At 45.3% G+C, this 16,508-nt stretch carries 16 protein-coding genes and 1 riboswitch; of the genes, 1 reads left to right on the top strand and 15 read right to left on the bottom strand.

Annotation, left to right across the window (positions count from 1 at the left end):
• The first annotated feature begins 289 nt into the window (after window positions 1-289).
• Entirely contained in the window at window positions 290-1,258 is a 969-nt protein-coding gene (locus tag A8708_RS14295) for a cation diffusion facilitator family transporter (protein ID WP_068664477.1), read from the top strand.
• 90 nt (window positions 1,259-1,348) lie between these two features.
• Here the strand turns inward: A8708_RS14295 and A8708_RS14290 are convergent, their stop codons facing one another.
• The 15 genes from A8708_RS14290 to sdhA form a co-directional block, all read right to left on the bottom strand.
• Entirely contained in the window at window positions 1,349-2,419 is a 1,071-nt protein-coding gene (locus A8708_RS14290; protein WP_068664475.1) for a LacI family DNA-binding transcriptional regulator, read from the bottom strand.
• 297 nt (window positions 2,420-2,716) lie between these two features.
• Complete coding sequence (locus A8708_RS14285) at window positions 2,717-3,541, bottom strand: ABC transporter ATP-binding protein (RefSeq protein WP_420848556.1); 825 nt, start codon at window positions 3,539-3,541, stop codon at window positions 2,717-2,719.
• Between the two features lie 2 nt (window positions 3,542-3,543).
• Window positions 3,544-4,362: an ABC transporter permease gene (locus A8708_RS14280; RefSeq protein ID WP_068664468.1), complete on the bottom strand. Its 819-nt coding sequence runs from the start codon at window positions 4,360-4,362 to the stop codon at window positions 3,544-3,546.
• A gap of 22 nt (window positions 4,363-4,384) precedes the next feature.
• The gene (locus A8708_RS14275; protein ID WP_068664467.1) at window positions 4,385-5,404 is read right to left on the bottom strand and encodes an ABC transporter substrate-binding protein; all 1,020 of its coding nucleotides are present in this window, start codon (window positions 5,402-5,404) and stop codon (window positions 4,385-4,387) included.
• A gap of 65 nt (window positions 5,405-5,469) precedes the next feature.
• Window positions 5,470-5,580: riboswitch (guanidine-I (ykkC/yxkD leader) on the bottom strand.
• A gap of 324 nt (window positions 5,581-5,904) precedes the next feature.
• A complete protein-coding gene (locus A8708_RS14270; RefSeq protein WP_068664465.1) occupies window positions 5,905-6,375 on the bottom strand; it encodes a NanQ anomerase/TabA/YiaL family protein in 471 nt (156 codons plus the stop codon).
• Between the two features lie 32 nt (window positions 6,376-6,407).
• Window positions 6,408-7,262, bottom strand: a complete 855-nt coding sequence (locus A8708_RS14265; RefSeq protein ID WP_068664463.1) for a MurR/RpiR family transcriptional regulator — start codon at window positions 7,260-7,262, stop codon at window positions 6,408-6,410.
• Between the two features lie 64 nt (window positions 7,263-7,326).
• Entirely contained in the window at window positions 7,327-8,205 is an 879-nt protein-coding gene (locus tag A8708_RS14260) for an ROK family protein (RefSeq protein WP_068664461.1), read from the bottom strand.
• Between the two features lie 3 nt (window positions 8,206-8,208).
• Window positions 8,209-8,898: an N-acetylmannosamine-6-phosphate 2-epimerase gene (locus tag A8708_RS14255; protein WP_068664459.1), complete on the bottom strand. Its 690-nt coding sequence runs from the start codon at window positions 8,896-8,898 to the stop codon at window positions 8,209-8,211.
• 26 nt (window positions 8,899-8,924) lie between these two features.
• Complete coding sequence (locus tag A8708_RS14250) at window positions 8,925-9,767, bottom strand: carbohydrate ABC transporter permease (RefSeq protein WP_068664458.1); 843 nt, start codon at window positions 9,765-9,767, stop codon at window positions 8,925-8,927.
• Window positions 9,768-9,782: 15 nt separating this feature from the next.
• Window positions 9,783-10,658 carry a carbohydrate ABC transporter permease gene (locus tag A8708_RS14245; RefSeq protein ID WP_068664456.1) on the bottom strand — a complete coding sequence of 292 codons (876 nt, stop codon included), beginning with the start codon at window positions 10,656-10,658 and terminating at the stop codon, window positions 9,783-9,785.
• A 76-nt stretch (window positions 10,659-10,734) separates the two neighbouring features.
• On the bottom strand, window positions 10,735-12,144 hold the full coding sequence (locus A8708_RS14240) for an ABC transporter substrate-binding protein (protein WP_068664570.1): 1,410 nt from the start codon (window positions 12,142-12,144) through the stop codon (window positions 10,735-10,737).
• Window positions 12,145-12,151: 7 nt separating this feature from the next.
• On the bottom strand, window positions 12,152-12,799 hold the full coding sequence (locus tag A8708_RS14235) for a GDSL-type esterase/lipase family protein (protein ID WP_082927509.1): 648 nt from the start codon (window positions 12,797-12,799) through the stop codon (window positions 12,152-12,154).
• Complete coding sequence (locus A8708_RS14230; RefSeq protein ID WP_068664452.1) at window positions 12,799-13,710, bottom strand: dihydrodipicolinate synthase family protein; 912 nt, start codon at window positions 13,708-13,710, stop codon at window positions 12,799-12,801. Before A8708_RS14230 ends, A8708_RS14235 begins: the two co-directional genes overlap by 1 nt.
• A 257-nt stretch (window positions 13,711-13,967) precedes the next feature.
• A complete protein-coding gene (gene sdhB, locus A8708_RS14225) occupies window positions 13,968-14,732 on the bottom strand; it encodes a succinate dehydrogenase iron-sulfur subunit (protein ID WP_068664450.1) in 765 nt (254 codons plus the stop codon).
• 2 nt (window positions 14,733-14,734) lie between these two features.
• Complete coding sequence (gene sdhA / locus A8708_RS14220) at window positions 14,735-16,498, bottom strand: succinate dehydrogenase flavoprotein subunit (RefSeq protein ID WP_068664448.1); 1,764 nt, start codon at window positions 16,496-16,498, stop codon at window positions 14,735-14,737.
• Window positions 16,499-16,508 lie beyond the last annotated feature (10 nt).

Genomic DNA, 16,508 nt, shown 5'->3' with positions numbered 1-16,508 from the left:
CCCAGCCAACGGGGCCGGGTTCTAAAAGTTTATATTAAAAAGGGGGTCTTGTTTATTATATTACCAAGTGAACATTATGGAACCATAACAGGAATATTTCATTTCTGTTACAAATTAGAAAACGCTTTATATTCTAATTTGCTGTCTCCAGTCTCCTGTCTACGTTCTCCGCTCCGCCCCTCCCCCACCTCGCCCTCAAATTCCTCCCCAATTCCAGTTGCACGTTTCCCCCAATTGGCATATACTAATTATATACTAATTAGAATAATTCTAAATAAGGAGGAACCCTATGAGCGTCGAGTATGACTATCATCATCTCCACCATGTGAAAGAACAAAGTAAGTCAAGAAAAACCCTGTGGGTCACCCTCATCTTAACGGCATTTTTTACCCTGGTTGAAATTATCGGTGGGGTGCTTTCGAATTCCCTAGCTCTATTATCCGATTCGGCTCATATGATTTCAGATGTCTTTGCGCTTGGCCTGAGCATGGTTGCCATCCAACTTGCTACGCGCCAGCCCAATGCCCGCTTCACTTTTGGATTTCTGCGATTTGAGATTGTCGCTTCCTTTCTCAATGGATTGGCGCTTTGCATCATCGCATTGGGCATTTGCATCGAAGCCATCCAGCGCGTCCTCCACCCCCAACCGATTCAATTGGGACTCATGCTGGGCATTGCCTCGATCGGGTTCGTTGTAAACCTTGTGCTCACGTTGGTTCTTCATAACAGCGTCAAGGAGGAAGACAATCTGAACGTGCAAAGCGCGCTCTGGCACTTTTTCGGAGATTTGCTAAGCTCGGTTGGTGTCATTATTTCGGCGATTGTTATTTATTACTCAGGTCTCCTCTGGTTCGATCCGTTGATTTCAGTTGTGATTGGGGGCATTATTTTTACAGGTGGGGGCAAAATTATTCGAGAATCCTTCATGATCCTGATGGAATCCGTCCCTGAAAAGTTTAATCTAGACGAAATCCGCTCTGTGATCGCGAAGGTTGAAGGCGTAGAAGATGTCCACGAAATGCATCTCTGGGCCGTCTCGACCGACCATTATTCCCTGACAGCGCACGTGTTTATTAGTCCTAATATTCAACCTTTTTGCGTCATACTCGCGATTAATGAGACGCTGAAGTCCAAATATGGCATCGAGCATGCCACGATTCAAATCGAACATGCGGACATTAATCCACACGGCGAGTATGGGAAAGATTTTCTGAGGCAGCAAAAGCAGCTGAAACAACAAAATCAAACAAGCGTCTAAACGACCACTAACGATAACTACCTCCTTTTGCACAGAGAACAGACCCTTCGCGTTGGAAACAAACAAACCGTTAATCACCTCCCTAGGTGACTAACGGTTTATTTCATTCTGCGTAGAGTTACGCACAACCATCTCCATATCAATGAGCAAATCATGCCCATTCCTCTGAGCCAAGTACGCATCCAGCTCCTTCGCGCTTTCCTCGTCGATTTCCTCCCCCATCTGCCGCATCAGAAAGGCCGCCACCAAACGCGTTTGCAGCTCGACTGGCATCTCGAAGCTCGTAATAGAAGGAATGCTCGCCTTCGCAAAATGCTCATTATCCATCCCAATGAACTGTATCTCTTCGGGAACACGGATGCCGCGCGCATGACATTCAGCAATCAACTCCAGCGCCAGCGCATCGTTGAATGTGTAAATACCGATAGGCCGCAACTCACCGCTCACACGCAGTGCCTCGTCCAGTATCCCAGCCACACCCAACTCTCCTGCATCCAAAAGCGCATGCACCACCGTCTCAGCACGGTCACCTAGTCCCGCTAGAAATCCCTCGATGCGCTGCTCGTTCGCGCCCATTCCCTTACGTCTCCCGGCATAGAAAACAGCTCGGCAACCATGCGACAGAAAATACTGAACAGCCTGGCTCGACGCCTTGGCAAAATCCAAATTCACAGCCAGTTTCGTTATCTCATTCGGCCAACCCCAGCCATTAAAAATAACAAGCGGCGTCCCCTCACCCACTAATTGCTGGGTAGAGTGCATGCTGATCGCCAAGCCATGTGAAACTAGTCCGTCTACGCGTCGTTGCAGTAAATGCTCAATATGCCGCGTCTCCACCTCAGGATCCATTCCTGCTGCCGAGAATACAGATAGATGATAACCGTAGCCGTGAAACCTCTGCTCCAGCTTCTCAGCAAATCTGCCATAATACCCGCCAAAATGCGGGAGAATCAATCCTAACTCATTCGAGCGCCGCCGACTTAGATTCGTGGCCATAACGTTACGGCGATAACCTAGTCGCACTACTGCTTCTTCTACTTTACGGATCGTTTCCGGTGACATCGGAACTTTCCTACGGTTTATAACATTCGACACCGTCGCAATGGATACACCAGCCTCAGAGGCAACATCGACGATGGTAGCTTGTTTACTTTTTTTCATCCCATACCCTCATTCTTGAAACGCTTAAACTCATTGTAGCTAGAAGGCGATTGCTCGTCAAATCTCTGTCCTTATGCCGGAAAACTGTTGCTGCTATAGGGTAAAATGAATAACTGGAGAAGACACCGAAATAGCTGGATATTTTCCAGTTATTTCGCCTAACCCATCTATCTCACCAATCCCACCGATTAAACAAGCTGCATCCTTTTGTAAATGCTCCCCAACCATACCGAGCGCAAAAGGCACCACAACAGATTACTCTGCCATGATGCCATGCCTCTGATGCCCCTTCACCTCTCAATCGTCGTGATGCCCAATCAACGAAATGATCTGCTTCTTCAGCTTCACGAAAGCTTCAGAATCCTTCACATCCTCCACATGCCGCAGCCCGCGTGGAATCACAATCTCACTGCGAATCGTGCCAGGATGGGCCTGCATCACATACACTCGCTGCGATAGGAAGATGGCTTCTTCGATGTCGTGCGTGATGAACACAACGGTCGTTTTTTCCTTCTCCCATATACGCAACAGCAGCTCCTGCATGGCGTTCTTGGTTTGCGGATCCAATGCGCCGAATGGTTCATCCATGAGCAGCACATCCGGATTATTCGCCAGTGCTCGCGCGATCGCGACCCGCTGCTTCATCCCGCCCGAAAGCTCCTTCGGCAACGATTTCGCGAACTTATGCAAACCGACTAATTCCATGAAGTGGTCGGATATGGCCCTCTTTTCGAACAGGGGAACACCCTTCAACGTCAATCCGAATTCAATATTCTCTCTCACCGATAGCCATGGGAATAATGTATAGCTCTGGAAGACCATCCCTCTGTCCGCGCCAGGACCTTCAATCTCATGCCCATTGATGCTCAGATCCCCCATCGTCAAAGGCTCTAAGCCAGCAATAATGCGCAGCAAGGAAGATTTCCCGCAGCCGGAAGGCCCGACGAAGCTGACAAACTCGTGCGCATCCACGTGAAAGGACACACGATCTAGGGCTACGAATTGTGACTTTTTGGAACTGTACACCTTCGTAACCTCGGCGGCTTCGATTTTCCGCACACCAGCACCTGCAATTGTCCCCTCAGAAGGCACGTTGCTGTAATCTAGGTTCAATGCTTCCACTCTTAACGCCCTCCTTCCAACCATGGGAAAAACCGTTTATGACAATAAGCAAATGTGCGATCCGTCAATAAGCCCAGCAAACCAATCGCAATAATGCCTACAAATATTTGATCCGTGTTCAAGAACCGCTGCGCCTTCATAATCGAAAATCCTAGACCACTGCTAGCCGCAACCAGTTCGGCTACAACTAGATAAGTCCATGCCCACCCGATGATTAATCGCAATGTGTTCATTAAATCTGGAAGCAGTGCAGGAATCAGCACCTTCTCGATCACTTGCCAGCGTTTCGCACCGAGTGTATACGAGGTTTGCAGTAAATCATTGGACACTGACCGCGTATTGTCTGCAACCATCAACATTAATTGGAAGAAACATCCCAGGAAGATGACAAGGACCTTCGCCCACTCGCCGATCCCCGCCCAGACCATGATTAAGGGAATGAACGCCGTCGCAGGCATATAACGAATAAATTCAGTAGGTGGTACTAGGATAGCTTCAGCAAACCGATACGTACCCGCCAGAATCCCAAGTGGTATCCCGATGAGACAAGCAAGCAAGAATCCACCACCCACTCGAAAAATACTTATCCAAACATTTTGCCAGAACACGGGGTTCTGCAATTGAATCCCAAACTGCCGGAGCACCTGATCCGGTGTGGGTAGGAATGTGCGGTTGACCAAATTACCATAGCTCATCATGCTCCAGAACAGCAACACTACCGCAATGATAAGCACGACACCCGACAAATATGATTTACGGCTAATTTCACCTCGTATGGCAAACATAGTGGACTTGCGTCTTTTTTTTACCAGCGTTTCCATCTGCAGCCCTCCCCTTCAGCCTTTACTTCTTACGTTCTTTCATGACTTCCTCCACAAAATGACCATCTAAGAAGGTTTCCGCTTTGGGAATTGTGCTCAGCATATCTAAGCCTTTCAAGAATTCGGCCGTCTTGCCTGACGTAAACGCGAGCGATTCATAGGAATCCCCTTTGGTGAAGGCTTTGACGTTATCCTCGAGTTGGAAAATCTTCACGCTGTCCACGCCAGCTTTGTATTCATCAATCGGCGTCTCTGCCGCTTTAGCCATAATTTTCAGTGACTCTTCTGGGTTTGCTTTCCAATAATCCAAGGCATCGAACCAAGCGTTAATGATTTTCTTCACATCGTCTGGGCGATTCTTCGTAATTTCTTCTTTAAACACGAGCAAGTCAGGAATCAATCCTGGTGTATCCTTGGATGAGAAGAGCAGTTTCCCTTTCCCCTCTTGGATGGCTTTGCTTAGGAATGGCTCCCAGAGTACGGCTGCATCTAGATTACCCGCAATGAATGCCGGCCCAGCATCGTTAACTGTCATATTCGTATACGTGACATCCTTCTCTGCTAATCCTGCTTTCTCAAGCGCTGTCAGCATCAGAAGATGATCAACCGTTCCAAGCTCCGTTGCCACTTTCTTGCCTTTCAAATCTTTCAAAGAATTAATACTTGGCTTCACGACAACACCATCGCCGCCATTGGAATTATCATTCACAAGCACAGCTTTCAGCTTAATGCCTTTGCTTGCCGGAGCTAATGTATCGCTTAACGTCTGACTGTTCGCATCTACTTTCCCTGAAGCTAACGCAGATAAGGAGTCACTATATACAGGGAACCAGACCAGATCGACATTCACGCCATTTTTCTCAAAAAAGCCCTTCTCCTTCACGAGGTACCACACGAACCAACCCGGCCATGGACTAAGCGCCAACTTGATCGGCTCCTTACTACCTCCTGCTTGCGTACTCGCCTCTTTGCTTCCACACCCGCTGATAACTGTAAAAGTTAATAATACCGCCAACATCAGAAATATTGTCTTTTGTCTCATTCTCCGAACTCCCTCTCTGTCTAAAATGATAAGGAAAAAGCCCGGAATGATATCATATCCTGATATCCTCCCGGGCTTTTATCCCTCCGTGTGCACGATGCGTTAGTCATCGTGTGTCTTCTCTTGGACCTGACCGACAGCCTTCATTCTATCGCGGAACCCTAGAAAACAAGTTTGCTATGCGGTTGTTTCTTCGTTGTCTTACTTTTGTTCTTATCATACTTAGATTAGCTTCATATGTCAATATATATAACACAATTAATTCATTCTTGTTGAAAACCATCTTTTGCGTTATGTTATATGACATAAATTTAGTCCTGATGAGGGGATGCGCGATGTATTTAACTCTTTTCCGCATTCAGATGTCAGATAAACAGCCTGCTCAGCTCGCTGATCTCCAAGCCCTTTTATTCTTGGAGCAAATTCGGCCAAACGAACGTGTCACCATGTTCAAAAAGCCCCTTCGCATAAACTGCGAATGAGGCCTTTGGCTAGTCGAACTAAGGCTGTAACAGCCCCACATGAACTTTAACTACCGCTTTTTTGATTTTCGATGATTGCCCCATGCCAGGTCTATGAATATCGTTAGGGAAAAAGACAGCAAACATGCCTGGTTTGAGATGAAGTAAAATCTCGCCTGCCGATGGATCATATAACGCATAATCATGTTCACTCTCATAGGCTTTAACCGCACGGATTTCTTCCCGATCCGCAAACCAACCGATCGTCTCTTCACCATCGATTAAGTAGTGAATATCAATATACGACTCGTGCTTCTCAGCTAACTGCTCGTCCATCGGCTTAGCATCGAATTCCATAAACGATACGTACATCTGATCACCTTGGATCTCTACTCGACCTTCGGGCGCGTCACCTTTAAGCAGTAGATTAAGTTCCTCTAAAGCTCTTACGATAACTTTATGTTCAAATTTACTTTGTTTTTCCCACAATGACATTGTACCCAAAATCATGGACTATTCCCCCATTGCACATGTGTAATCCTTTATAGCAATTTCACGACCACGGACTCCGCTGTATGTTCCTTGTTCCTAATCGATTCCTCGTAGGATCTTTTGAAATATTCCACATATAAGACATCCAACAAATAGAGCTGCGAAATTTTCGCCGACAAGGAACCCCCTTGCAGAGGTCCTTCATTAGCTCCACATAACAGCGTAAGATCAGAATACGATGTTAATGGCGACTTGACAAAGCGGGTAATCGATATGACGGTAGCCCCGCTTTCCTTCGCCTTTTTGGCCACCTCAATCGTATCCTTGGTTGAGCCCGAATACGAGATGATCACGGCCACATCCCGTTTGGTCATCAACGCCGCCGACATCATCTGAAGATGTGAATCGATCGTGCATTCCGTTTTGTTGGTGATGCGCATGAATTTAATTTTCGCTTCCATAGCTGTCATTAAGGATGAGCCAACACCGAAAAATATGACTTTTTCTGCTCCAAGCAAGTAATTAATAGCTTCATCGATTTTGGAGCTATCAATTAAGTTAAACGTTTCGTTTAAAGCACTTATGTTGGTTGACAGAACCTTGGATGCAACTTGTCCGATGGAATCATTCATCAATACCTTTTCCGTCAGCTGCGGAATTTCATTTTCCACGGTGATACTATGTGCCAGGGCAATTTTGAAATCTTGGTAGCCCTTGTAGCTCAAGGATTTGCAAAACCTGAATATACTAGATTCGCCAACCCCGCAAACATCTGCAAGATCTGTAATTGACATGTAGACAACACTGTCTATGTTCTCCAGAACATAGTCCGCCACTTTTTTTTCGGTCGTTGTTAGGTTGTTATATTTAGAATGAATAGTTGTAAAAATATTGATTGCGCGCACACGATCACCCTCTTAGCCTCAAGATTCAGACATGATGCGCAACAATGATGCGAATGCGCCTCTTTCAGCGTAAGAATAATGAGGCCGCACCCAATAAACCAGCCTTATTTCCCAGAGAAGCCTTAAGAATTTTCACGTCTGCAAAACTATCCATGATCAAATCTTGCGTTTGTGCCTCGACTGCACGAACGAGTTCCTCTTGCTCCATCACACCGCCCCCTACAATAATAGCCGAGGGATTAAAAATATGAATAATTGAAGCTAAGCCAACGGCTACTTCTGCCGCCCAAGCATGCAAGACCTGCTGTAATGGTTCGTTTCCTTCTCTTATTTTACCAAAAAAAACCTTCCCGTCCACACATTCTGGATCTACGTGCCTCGCCATTCGAACTAATGCAGTCGTGGAGGCATAGCTTTCATAATAAGGCTTTCTCTCTCCACCGCGCTTGTCGGGTAAAGGGTGCGTAATGATATGACCGAATTCCGCAGCTACGCCCTTAGCTCCTCGGTAGATCTGGCGATCGATAACGATCGCTCCACCGATACCTGTCCCGAACGTAAGACATAAGAAATCTTGAAACGATTGCGCTGCGCCGAAATAGGCCTCGCCCAAGGCTGCCGCGTTGACATCATTTTCAACTCTAACAGGCTTCTTGAATCGATTTTCAACGATATCTCTGATTTTCATTCCCGTGTAATCTGGAATATTCTCATTTGCATAAACAATATACCCTTCTTCGGAATTAACTTGTCCAGCTGTGCTTATGGCAATCGCATCGTAATCCGCATACACCGCAAGCTGGAGAAGCAATTTCTCTATGACATGAGGGCCACCCTTGAGGCTTTCAGTGGGATATTCCTTATATTGATCGACATTCCCTCGTTCATCGCAAATACCCATCTTGGTATTGGTACCGCCAATATCTGCCGCTAAAATTTTCATAGGCTATTGGATCGCCTTAACGAATCGTTTGGTAATCTCCATCGGTCGTGTGATGATGGATCCTACAACAGCCGAGTAGATACCTAGATCAAATAATCGCTTCAATTCTTCAGGTGTCGAGATGCCACCTTCAGCAATAATGGGAATGGATAATGTCGTCACGAGTTTCTCGGCCAATTCGAAATTTGGCAAAGACTTATCTTTCGTTGCTTCTGTATAACCGCATAATGTTGTACCCACACAGTCAAAACCGAGTTCGACCGCAGTGACCGCCTCTTCATACGTCGAGCAATCCGCCATAAAGAGCTGATTCTTATACTTCTTTTTAATTTGCGGAAATACATCTGAAATCGTGGAGCCATCCGGTCTTATGCGGTCGGTTGCGTCCATTGCTATCATATCTACGCCTTCCTGACAAAGCGCATCGACTTCTTTCATAGTAGGCGTGATGAAAACATCCGATCCATCGTATACTTGCTTGATGATCCCGATAATCGGCAAATCGACACTTTTCTTAATTTCATGAATATCCGCTACGCTGTTTGCTCGAATTCCCGAAGCTCCGCCTAAGTAAGCCGCATAGGACATTCTCCCCATAATAAATGGACTGTGCAACGGTTCTTCAGGTAATGCTTGGCAGGAAACAACCAATTTCCCTTTAATCATTTCCAGAATTGTTTTATTTGTATCCATCCGTTCCCCACTCCACACCTATATTTTTATTCCTTCACTGCGCCAGCCGTCATGCCTTGAGTAAAATAACGTTGGAACAAGACGAATATTAACAGCATTGGAATTGCAGCAACCGTGGCTCCTGCCATCTTATAGGCAAAATTCGGATTAAGGTCCTGCATCAAAGTTGCCGTACCTACCATCAGAGTTTTCATATTTTTCTCTTGTCCAACGACGGACTGCCATAAATAATCGTTCCATACTTGTACAAAGTTTAAAATAAATAGTGCACCAATACCAGGTTTAACAATTGGAAGCATGATTTGCATGAAGGTCTTCCACTCACCAGCTCCGTCAATTCTCGCCGCTTCTCTTAACGCATTTGGCGCTGTATCGAAAAACCCTTTTAACAAAAACACACCAAATGCAGTGGCAACGTTCGGCCAGATCATGCCGTTATAACTGTTCACCATCCCGAATTGCTGCGTGATCCGGAATAGCGGAACGATCATGATTTCTTTCGGAATCATCAGGCTCGCTACAAAAATAATGAAGATGATATTACTGCCTTTGAACCTAATTTTCGAAAAAGCATAAGCGGCCATAGCCCCAACACCGATGACAAGCACCGTGGTGACACCAGAAACGAACACACTATTGAATACCCATCTCAGTGCTGGTTGACTTTGAAATACGTCTACATAGTTAGAGAAAGTAATCGTGGTCGGCCACCAGTCAGGCGGCATTTTCACAACATCCGAACTATTTTTAAGTGAACTTGTAAAGAGCCAATATAAAGGAAACAAGTTAAATATCGCGAAGATGAAAATGATCACATTTGATATGATATCAATCCGCTCCATTTTCTTCTTGCTGTTTGATTTCGACATGCTGAATACCCCCCTTTACTTCTCCTTGACTAAGCTTCTTAATTGAGGCACGGACAACAATAATGTAATCACGAACATGATTACCCCAACAGCTGAAGCCATACCAAGTTGATTATATTTAAATGCGTTATTGTAGAGATAATACATCAGTGTTACGGAAGCATTATTCGGCCCACCACCCGTTAAGAGCTGGATGACTACGAATATTTTCAAAACAGCAATAATGTTAATGATCACAATATAAACCGTTGTGGATTGGACAGAAGGAATCAATATTTTGAAAATGACCTGCGATCTGCTCGCCCCGTCCACTTCCGCCGCTTCAAACAGATCTTTCGATACACCCAGCATCGCGGCGATATAGAGAATGATCGCTTGTCCCACATTTGTTGCGAATGTTACGAATATAATAACCGGCATAACCGTTGTTGTTTTCCCTAATAAATTAACATTACCCAAACCCATTTCCTGAGAGAAATAAGAAATCAACCCATTCGCTGGATTCAGTAAGAAACTCCACACCATACTCATGACAACCATTGAGACCATTACCGGTACATAGTAGCTGCCTCGAATGAATGAAACATACTTGGCATTCTTGTCAAATACAGCGGAAGCTACGAACAGCGCGAAACCGACCGTAAGAATAACGATAAACACGACGAACACAACGGTGTTTATGAGCGCTTTGAAAAATACAGGATCGTTAAACAGCGCCACATAATTATCCAGTCCAACGAACTTTTCTGATTGATAATTGATCCGATACAAGCTAAGTCTTATACCTTCAATAATCGGATATACCAAGAAAACTAAGAAAATCAGCATCTGTGGTGAAATAAACAGGTAACCGGTGATACTATCTTTGAGGGATTGACTGCGTATTCTCATATCGGTTTTCCTTTCTAATTAGCAGCCTTAGGATCACTCGGATCCCAAGGCTATTAATCGGTTATTAATGAGTCATTTACTTCGTTTGATAGATAACTGAGCTCTCTTTATTCGTTTGAATAACCTTGTTGCCTTTGGATTGATAATCCTTCACTGCCTGTTCAGGAGTATTGGCATTTGTGTATAGGGCTTGAAGCTCAGGGTAAAGCACTTCTCTTAATTGACTATAACCTGGAACGTTACCACTGAAGTTAAATAAATACTTAGAGTTTGCGTCGTAAGCAGCAAAGAGCGGGTTCACGTCTTTGAGTTCTTTGGAAACCGAAGTTCTTACTGGGATACCATTCTTCGAAGACTTCACCAATTCAGAATCTGTGGAGAAGAATTTCACAAAATCTTTAGCTACTTCGACTTTCGCTTTGTCTTTATTTTGGAATACGCTCGCGCCAACTACGTACGTAAAGGACAATGGATCTCCGCTTTCGGACGGAATATTAGCTAGGCGTACATCGAACTTCGCGCTCTTGCCGCTAGCCATATCCGCTTTGGTGTTGTTGAACAAGATCGGATTCGTAAAGGAGATCGCTAATTGCTGATTGCGGAACATGCCGTTGGCATCATTGGACGATACCGATTCAGGACCTGGATTCGTATAACCTGCGTCCCTGATTTTCTTCAACCAATTAGCAGCTTTAGCACCGTTCGCATCATCAAGCACGATATTCCCTTTATCGTCAAAGAATTTATTACCGAACATTCTCATATAGGCAAGGTTCCACGTGTCCCCTTGATTATTTACAGCATAAAGTGACATCGGATAAGCATTGGAATACTTATCTTTAGGCAGGTTGTCTTTCAGACCTTTTAGAATTTGCTCATACTCGGCTAATGTCCATGTCTTAATCTCATTAGGTCCGCCAATGAACTTCTCTAGACCGGCTGCTTTGAGCATATCCGCGTTATAGACTAAAGTTCCTGGGTTATGTTGGAACGGATAGAAATAAACATCTTTACCGAAAGTCACCGCATCCCAAAAGTTTTTGGCAATGTCGGTTTTGGATGCATCATCCACAATATCAGTTAACGGCACTAAAGCACCGCGATGAACATAATCGCCCATGGCAAAAACGCTTTCAAAAAATACATCTGGCGCCGTTCCACTGCTTAAGTTGACATTCAGTAATTGGTCGCGTTGATCGCCTGCAATCACTTCTACTTTGATTTTGGCATCATACTTTTTGTATTGCGCAGAGAACTTCTCAGCCGCAGCTTTCAAGAAGCTGTCGTAGTCAGCGCCTGCCTCTGTAGAATCTAGAACACCTTTCCACTGTGGTGTCAGCCAAACTTTAAGCTCTACCTTTTTCCCAGCAGCTTCTCCGGCATTGCTAGTACTAGTGGCTTCTTTATTACCGCTTGTACATCCCGCAACAATTGAAGTCAACATCGTCAGAGCCAAAACAGCTATTGGAAAGCGTTTAATTTTCATCATTAATCTACCCCTTATCTATTCTAGTTGTGACCTGACTCCATATGAATTTCGCCATCTCTCGGTGACCATCCGCATCTAGATGCATATAGTCAATCTCATTCATGGCAACTTCATTCTTGGAATCTGCATAATGAATGCCCGTCCCTCTAAGCAATCTCTCCAAGTGTCCCGCCAGCTCCAACGATTTCTCGCTGCAATGGCTTCCCATCGCTTCGCCTATTGGCGTATCGATGTACTTCTCCCCTATGGGAGGTGGAGCAATCACTAGAACTTCTGGTGTCTGACCGCCAATTCCTGACTCAATCCCTTTAGCTTTTTTCGCCAGTCTGACAATCCCTTGCGCAATATTATAAGAAGTAAGACCGAAGCGTTCTTTCGTGTCGTTAGTCCCTAGCATGATCACTACCCAATCCAAAGGAGAATGCGACATCAGACATGGATAGAGATACGGTAAACCCGACAACCCTTCGAACAACGGATCTTCACAAACACTTGTCCTACCGCTGAGCCCCTCTGCTATAACCGTGTACGAACTCCCTAGATGTGAAGCGAGATGGCTCGTCCATCTCAACTCCTCATCGAATCTTGCACCCGTTTCTGCATTGTAGCCCCATGTGTTGGAGTCTCCAAAACATACGATGGTTTTTTTCATCATTTGCAGAACTCTTGAACCGCTTCATCAATCATCGTCACAATGCTATCTATGCGTCCTAAATCTTCAGTGCTGATACCTTCTAGCGGCCCTCTAACGCCGCCAATGTTCACGCCTCTGCGATTCAGAACTTCTTTGATAACGGCATACATGGATCCATTCTGTGAGCATAGCGCGATAATGATGTCATTAATACAGCTTTGGATGCGTTTCGCTTCTTCAAACTTGCCTTGAAGGAAGAATTCATTTGCTTGTAAGAATAATTCCGGCATCGCCGCGTACGTACCGCCGATTCCACCATCAGCCCCCATAATTCTTCCAGCCACATACTGTTCGTCAGGGCCATTGAATACAACAACATTGTCTCCGCCGACTCTTTTGAATCGTTCGATATCCATCGTTGGCATGGAGGAGTTTTTCACACCGATTACTTTCGGGTTAGCAAGAAGCTTCTCGAATAGCGCCGTAGTTAATGTATAACCTGTCGTTTGAGGAATGTTATATATAATAAATTCCAGTGGAGTTGCTTCGATAATTTCATTCCAATATTTATAAACAGAACTATCTGGCAATTTGAAATAAATAGGCGGGATCGCAGATAGGGCATCATACCCCAACTCTGCTGCATGTTTCGCAAGTGTAATGCTGTCTCTTGTAGAAGGTGCCCCTACATGGGCAATCAACGTCATTTTGCCTTTCAAACGGTTAGCCACATAACTAAGCACCGCTTTGCGTTCGTCAAGGTTTTGGTAAATACATTCACCGGAACTTCCTCCGACGTAGACCCCATTCACTTTTTTCTCATGCAAATAATCACATAATGCGTTGGTTCGGGCTTCTGAGATATCACCTTGATCGTCATAGCATGCATAAAATGCTGGTATGATGCCATGGAATTTTTCTAATCTCAATGAATTCCCCTCCTCGTGTTTATAATGTTTGGCAAGATCAACATTAACATATAAATTTCATTCTGTAAATTAATTTCACCAAATTTTAATTATTAGAAAATATTTTCACCAAAGACTTCCTCCTCTGGATTTGCTAGGTTACGCATCGAATTTGTCATATTTCTCACCTGCAAGTAGTATTTCCCTATTTACTTTCCCAAAACCAAAAAAAAGGCCCAGCACCAGAGGTGCTAGGCCTTTCTATCAGTCAGCGTAACTTATACGCCTAACCATTTCTTGAACAAATGCTTCGTTGTATCCATGTTCAATGCTGCGATTGATGTCGTAAGCGGAATACCCTTCGGACAGGAGCGTACGCAGTTCTGCGAGTTGCCGCAGCCTTCGATACCACCGTCTGTCATCAGCGTATCCAAACGCTCGTCTTTATTCATTTCACCTGTTGGGTGAGCATTGAATAGACGAACTTGAGACAACGCGGATGGTCCGATAAAGGAGTTCTTGTCGTTGACGTTCGGACAAGCTTCCAAACAAACACCGCATGTCATACATTTGGACAGCTCATACGCCCATTGACGCTTCGACTCAGCCATACGCGGTCCAGGACCAAGATCGTAGGTGCCGTCGATTGGAACCCATGCTTTAACCTTCTTCAACGCATTGAACATGCGTCCACGGTCGATAACAAGGTCACGCATAACAGGGAACGTGCTCATTGGCGCTACACGAATCGGCTGCTCCAGCTTATCTACAAGCGCGGAACAAGCTTGGCGCGGCTTCCCGTTGATCACCATCGAACAAGCGCCACAAACTTCCTCCAGACAGTTGGATTCCCAACATACGGGTGTTGTTTTTTCGCCATTCGCATTCTTCGGGTTACGCTGAACTTCCATCAAACCGCTGATTACGTTCATGTTCGCACGGTAAGGAATTTCAAACTCCTCTGTATACGGTTTGGAATCCGGACTCTCTTGACGAGTCACGATAAACTTCACGGTTTTCGTTGCGCTTAGTGTCTCTGCCATGATCAGGATCCCTCCTTTTTCTTCTCCGTAGAGTAGTCACGTTTACGAGGTTTAATCAACGATACATCAATTTCATCGTAGGAAATTTTAGGACCATCAGGCGTCCAATCCGCGATTGTCGTTTTCATGAAGTTGTCATCATCACGCTCAGGGAATTCCGGCTTGTAATGTGCACCACGACTCTCATCACGCATCAAGGCACCAACCGTCATCGCCTCAGCAAGTTCAAACATATTCCAAAGTTGACGTGTAAACGCAACACCCTGGTTGTTCCAACGAGCTGTATCTGTGATGTTAATGTTGTTGTAACGCTCTTTCAAATCTTTGATCTTGCCAATTGTTTCATTCAAACGATCGTTGTAACGAACAACCGTCATGTTCGCATTCATCATGTCGCCAAGCTCTTTATGAAGTACGTACGCATTCTCTGTACCGTTGTTCATTTTGAGCAAGCTCTCATAACGATCTTGATGGCGCTTCTTCTCACGATCATAAATGATCGAGGACGTATCATCTGCATGCTTGGATAAGCCGCGGATATACTCAACCGCTTTAGGACCAGAAACCATGCCGTCATAGATGGCGGATACGAGGGAGTTCGCACCCAAACGGTTTGCACCGTGATGCTGATACTCACACTCACCTGCTGCGAATAGGCCAGGAATGTTCGTCATCATGTTATAGTCAACCCACATGCCGCCCATGGAATAATGAACCGCAGGGAAAATCTTCATTGGAATTTTACGCGGATCGTCGCCCATGAACTTCTCGTAAATTTCCATAATACCGCCAAGCTTAATATCAAGCTCTTTCGGGTCTTTATGAGAAAGATCCAAGTAAACCATGTTCTCGCCGTTAATCCCGAGCTTCTGATCAATACACACGGAGAAAATCTCACGCGTTGCAATATCACGAGGCACAAGGTTACCGTAGGCTGGATATTTTTCTTCAAGGAAATACCAAGGCTTACCGTCTTTGTACGTCCAAATACGTCCGCCCTCACCACGTGCTGATTCGGACATCAAGCGCAGCTTGTCGTCTCCCGGAATCGCCGTTGGATGAATTTGAATCATTTCACCATTCGCATATTTAACACCTTGTTGGTAAACCGCACTTGCTGCTGTCCCCGTGTTAATAACGGAATTCGTTGTTTTCCCGAAAATGATACCAGGACCGCCTGTTGCCAAGATAACCGCATCAGATGGGAATGTTTGAATTTCCATGCTGCGCAAATCTTGTGCTGCGATACCACGGCATACGCCTTCGTCGTCAATAACAGAACCCAGGAATTCCCAGTGTTCGAATTTCGTTACAAGACCCGCTGTTTCCCAGCGACGAACTTGCTCATCCAACGCATACAGGAGTTGTTGGCCTGTCGTTGCCCCAGCAAATGCTGTACGGTGATATTTGGTACCACCGAAACGACGGAAATCAAGCAAACCTTCTGGTGTACGGTTAAACATAACGCCCATACGGTCCATCAAGTGAATAATGCCTGGCGCTGCGTCGCATAATGCTTTAACAGGAGGTTGATTCGCTAAGAAATCTCCCCCGTATACTGTATCGTCAAAGTGCTCCCACGTGGAGTCACCTTCACCCTTCGTATTCACCGCACCGTTAATGCCGCCTTGCGCACATACGGAGTGGGAACGTTTCACAGGAACTAAGGAGAACAATTGTACATGTACCCCAGCCTCTGCTGCTTTAATTGTCGCCATGAGTCCCGCAAGGCCTCCGCCGACGACGATGATTTTTGAATTAGCCACTTCTGTTCAC

This window comes from Paenibacillus oryzisoli (assembly GCF_001653565.1).
Taxonomy (GTDB): domain Bacteria; phylum Bacillota; class Bacilli; order Paenibacillales; family NBRC-103111; genus Paenibacillus_E; species Paenibacillus_E oryzisoli.
This window is presented reverse-complemented; position numbering and strand designations above follow the sequence as displayed.

Excerpts from the sequence above, each read along its gene's own strand:
- A8708_RS14290 (WP_068664475.1), bottom strand. The coding sequence starts at position 2,419 with ATGAAAAAAAGTAAACAAGCTACCATCGTCGATGTTGCCTCTGAGGCT.
- A8708_RS14255 (WP_068664459.1), bottom strand. The coding sequence starts at position 8,898 with ATGGATACAAATAAAACAATTCTGGAAATGATTAAAGGGAAATTGGTT.
- A8708_RS14250 (WP_068664458.1), bottom strand. The coding sequence starts at position 9,767 with ATGTCGAAATCAAACAGCAAGAAGAAAATGGAGCGGATTGATATCATA.
- A8708_RS14275 (WP_068664467.1), bottom strand. The coding sequence starts at position 5,404 with ATGAGACAAAAGACAATATTTCTGATGTTGGCGGTATTATTAACTTTT.
- A8708_RS14295 (WP_068664477.1), top strand. The coding sequence starts at position 290 with ATGAGCGTCGAGTATGACTATCATCATCTCCACCATGTGAAAGAACAA.
- A8708_RS14245 (WP_068664456.1), bottom strand. The coding sequence starts at position 10,658 with ATGAGAATACGCAGTCAATCCCTCAAAGATAGTATCACCGGTTACCTG.
- A8708_RS14280 (WP_068664468.1), bottom strand. The coding sequence starts at position 4,362 with ATGGAAACGCTGGTAAAAAAAAGACGCAAGTCCACTATGTTTGCCATA.
- sdhB (WP_068664450.1), bottom strand. The coding sequence starts at position 14,732 with ATGGCAGAGACACTAAGCGCAACGAAAACCGTGAAGTTTATCGTGACT.
- A8708_RS14260 (WP_068664461.1), bottom strand. The coding sequence starts at position 8,205 with ATGAAAATTTTAGCGGCAGATATTGGCGGTACCAATACCAAGATGGGT.
- A8708_RS14270 (WP_068664465.1), bottom strand. The coding sequence starts at position 6,375 with ATGATTTTGGGTACAATGTCATTGTGGGAAAAACAAAGTAAATTTGAA.
- A8708_RS14240 (WP_068664570.1), bottom strand. The coding sequence starts at position 12,144 with ATGAAAATTAAACGCTTTCCAATAGCTGTTTTGGCTCTGACGATGTTG.
- A8708_RS14235 (WP_082927509.1), bottom strand. The coding sequence starts at position 12,799 with ATGAAAAAAACCATCGTATGTTTTGGAGACTCCAACACATGGGGCTAC.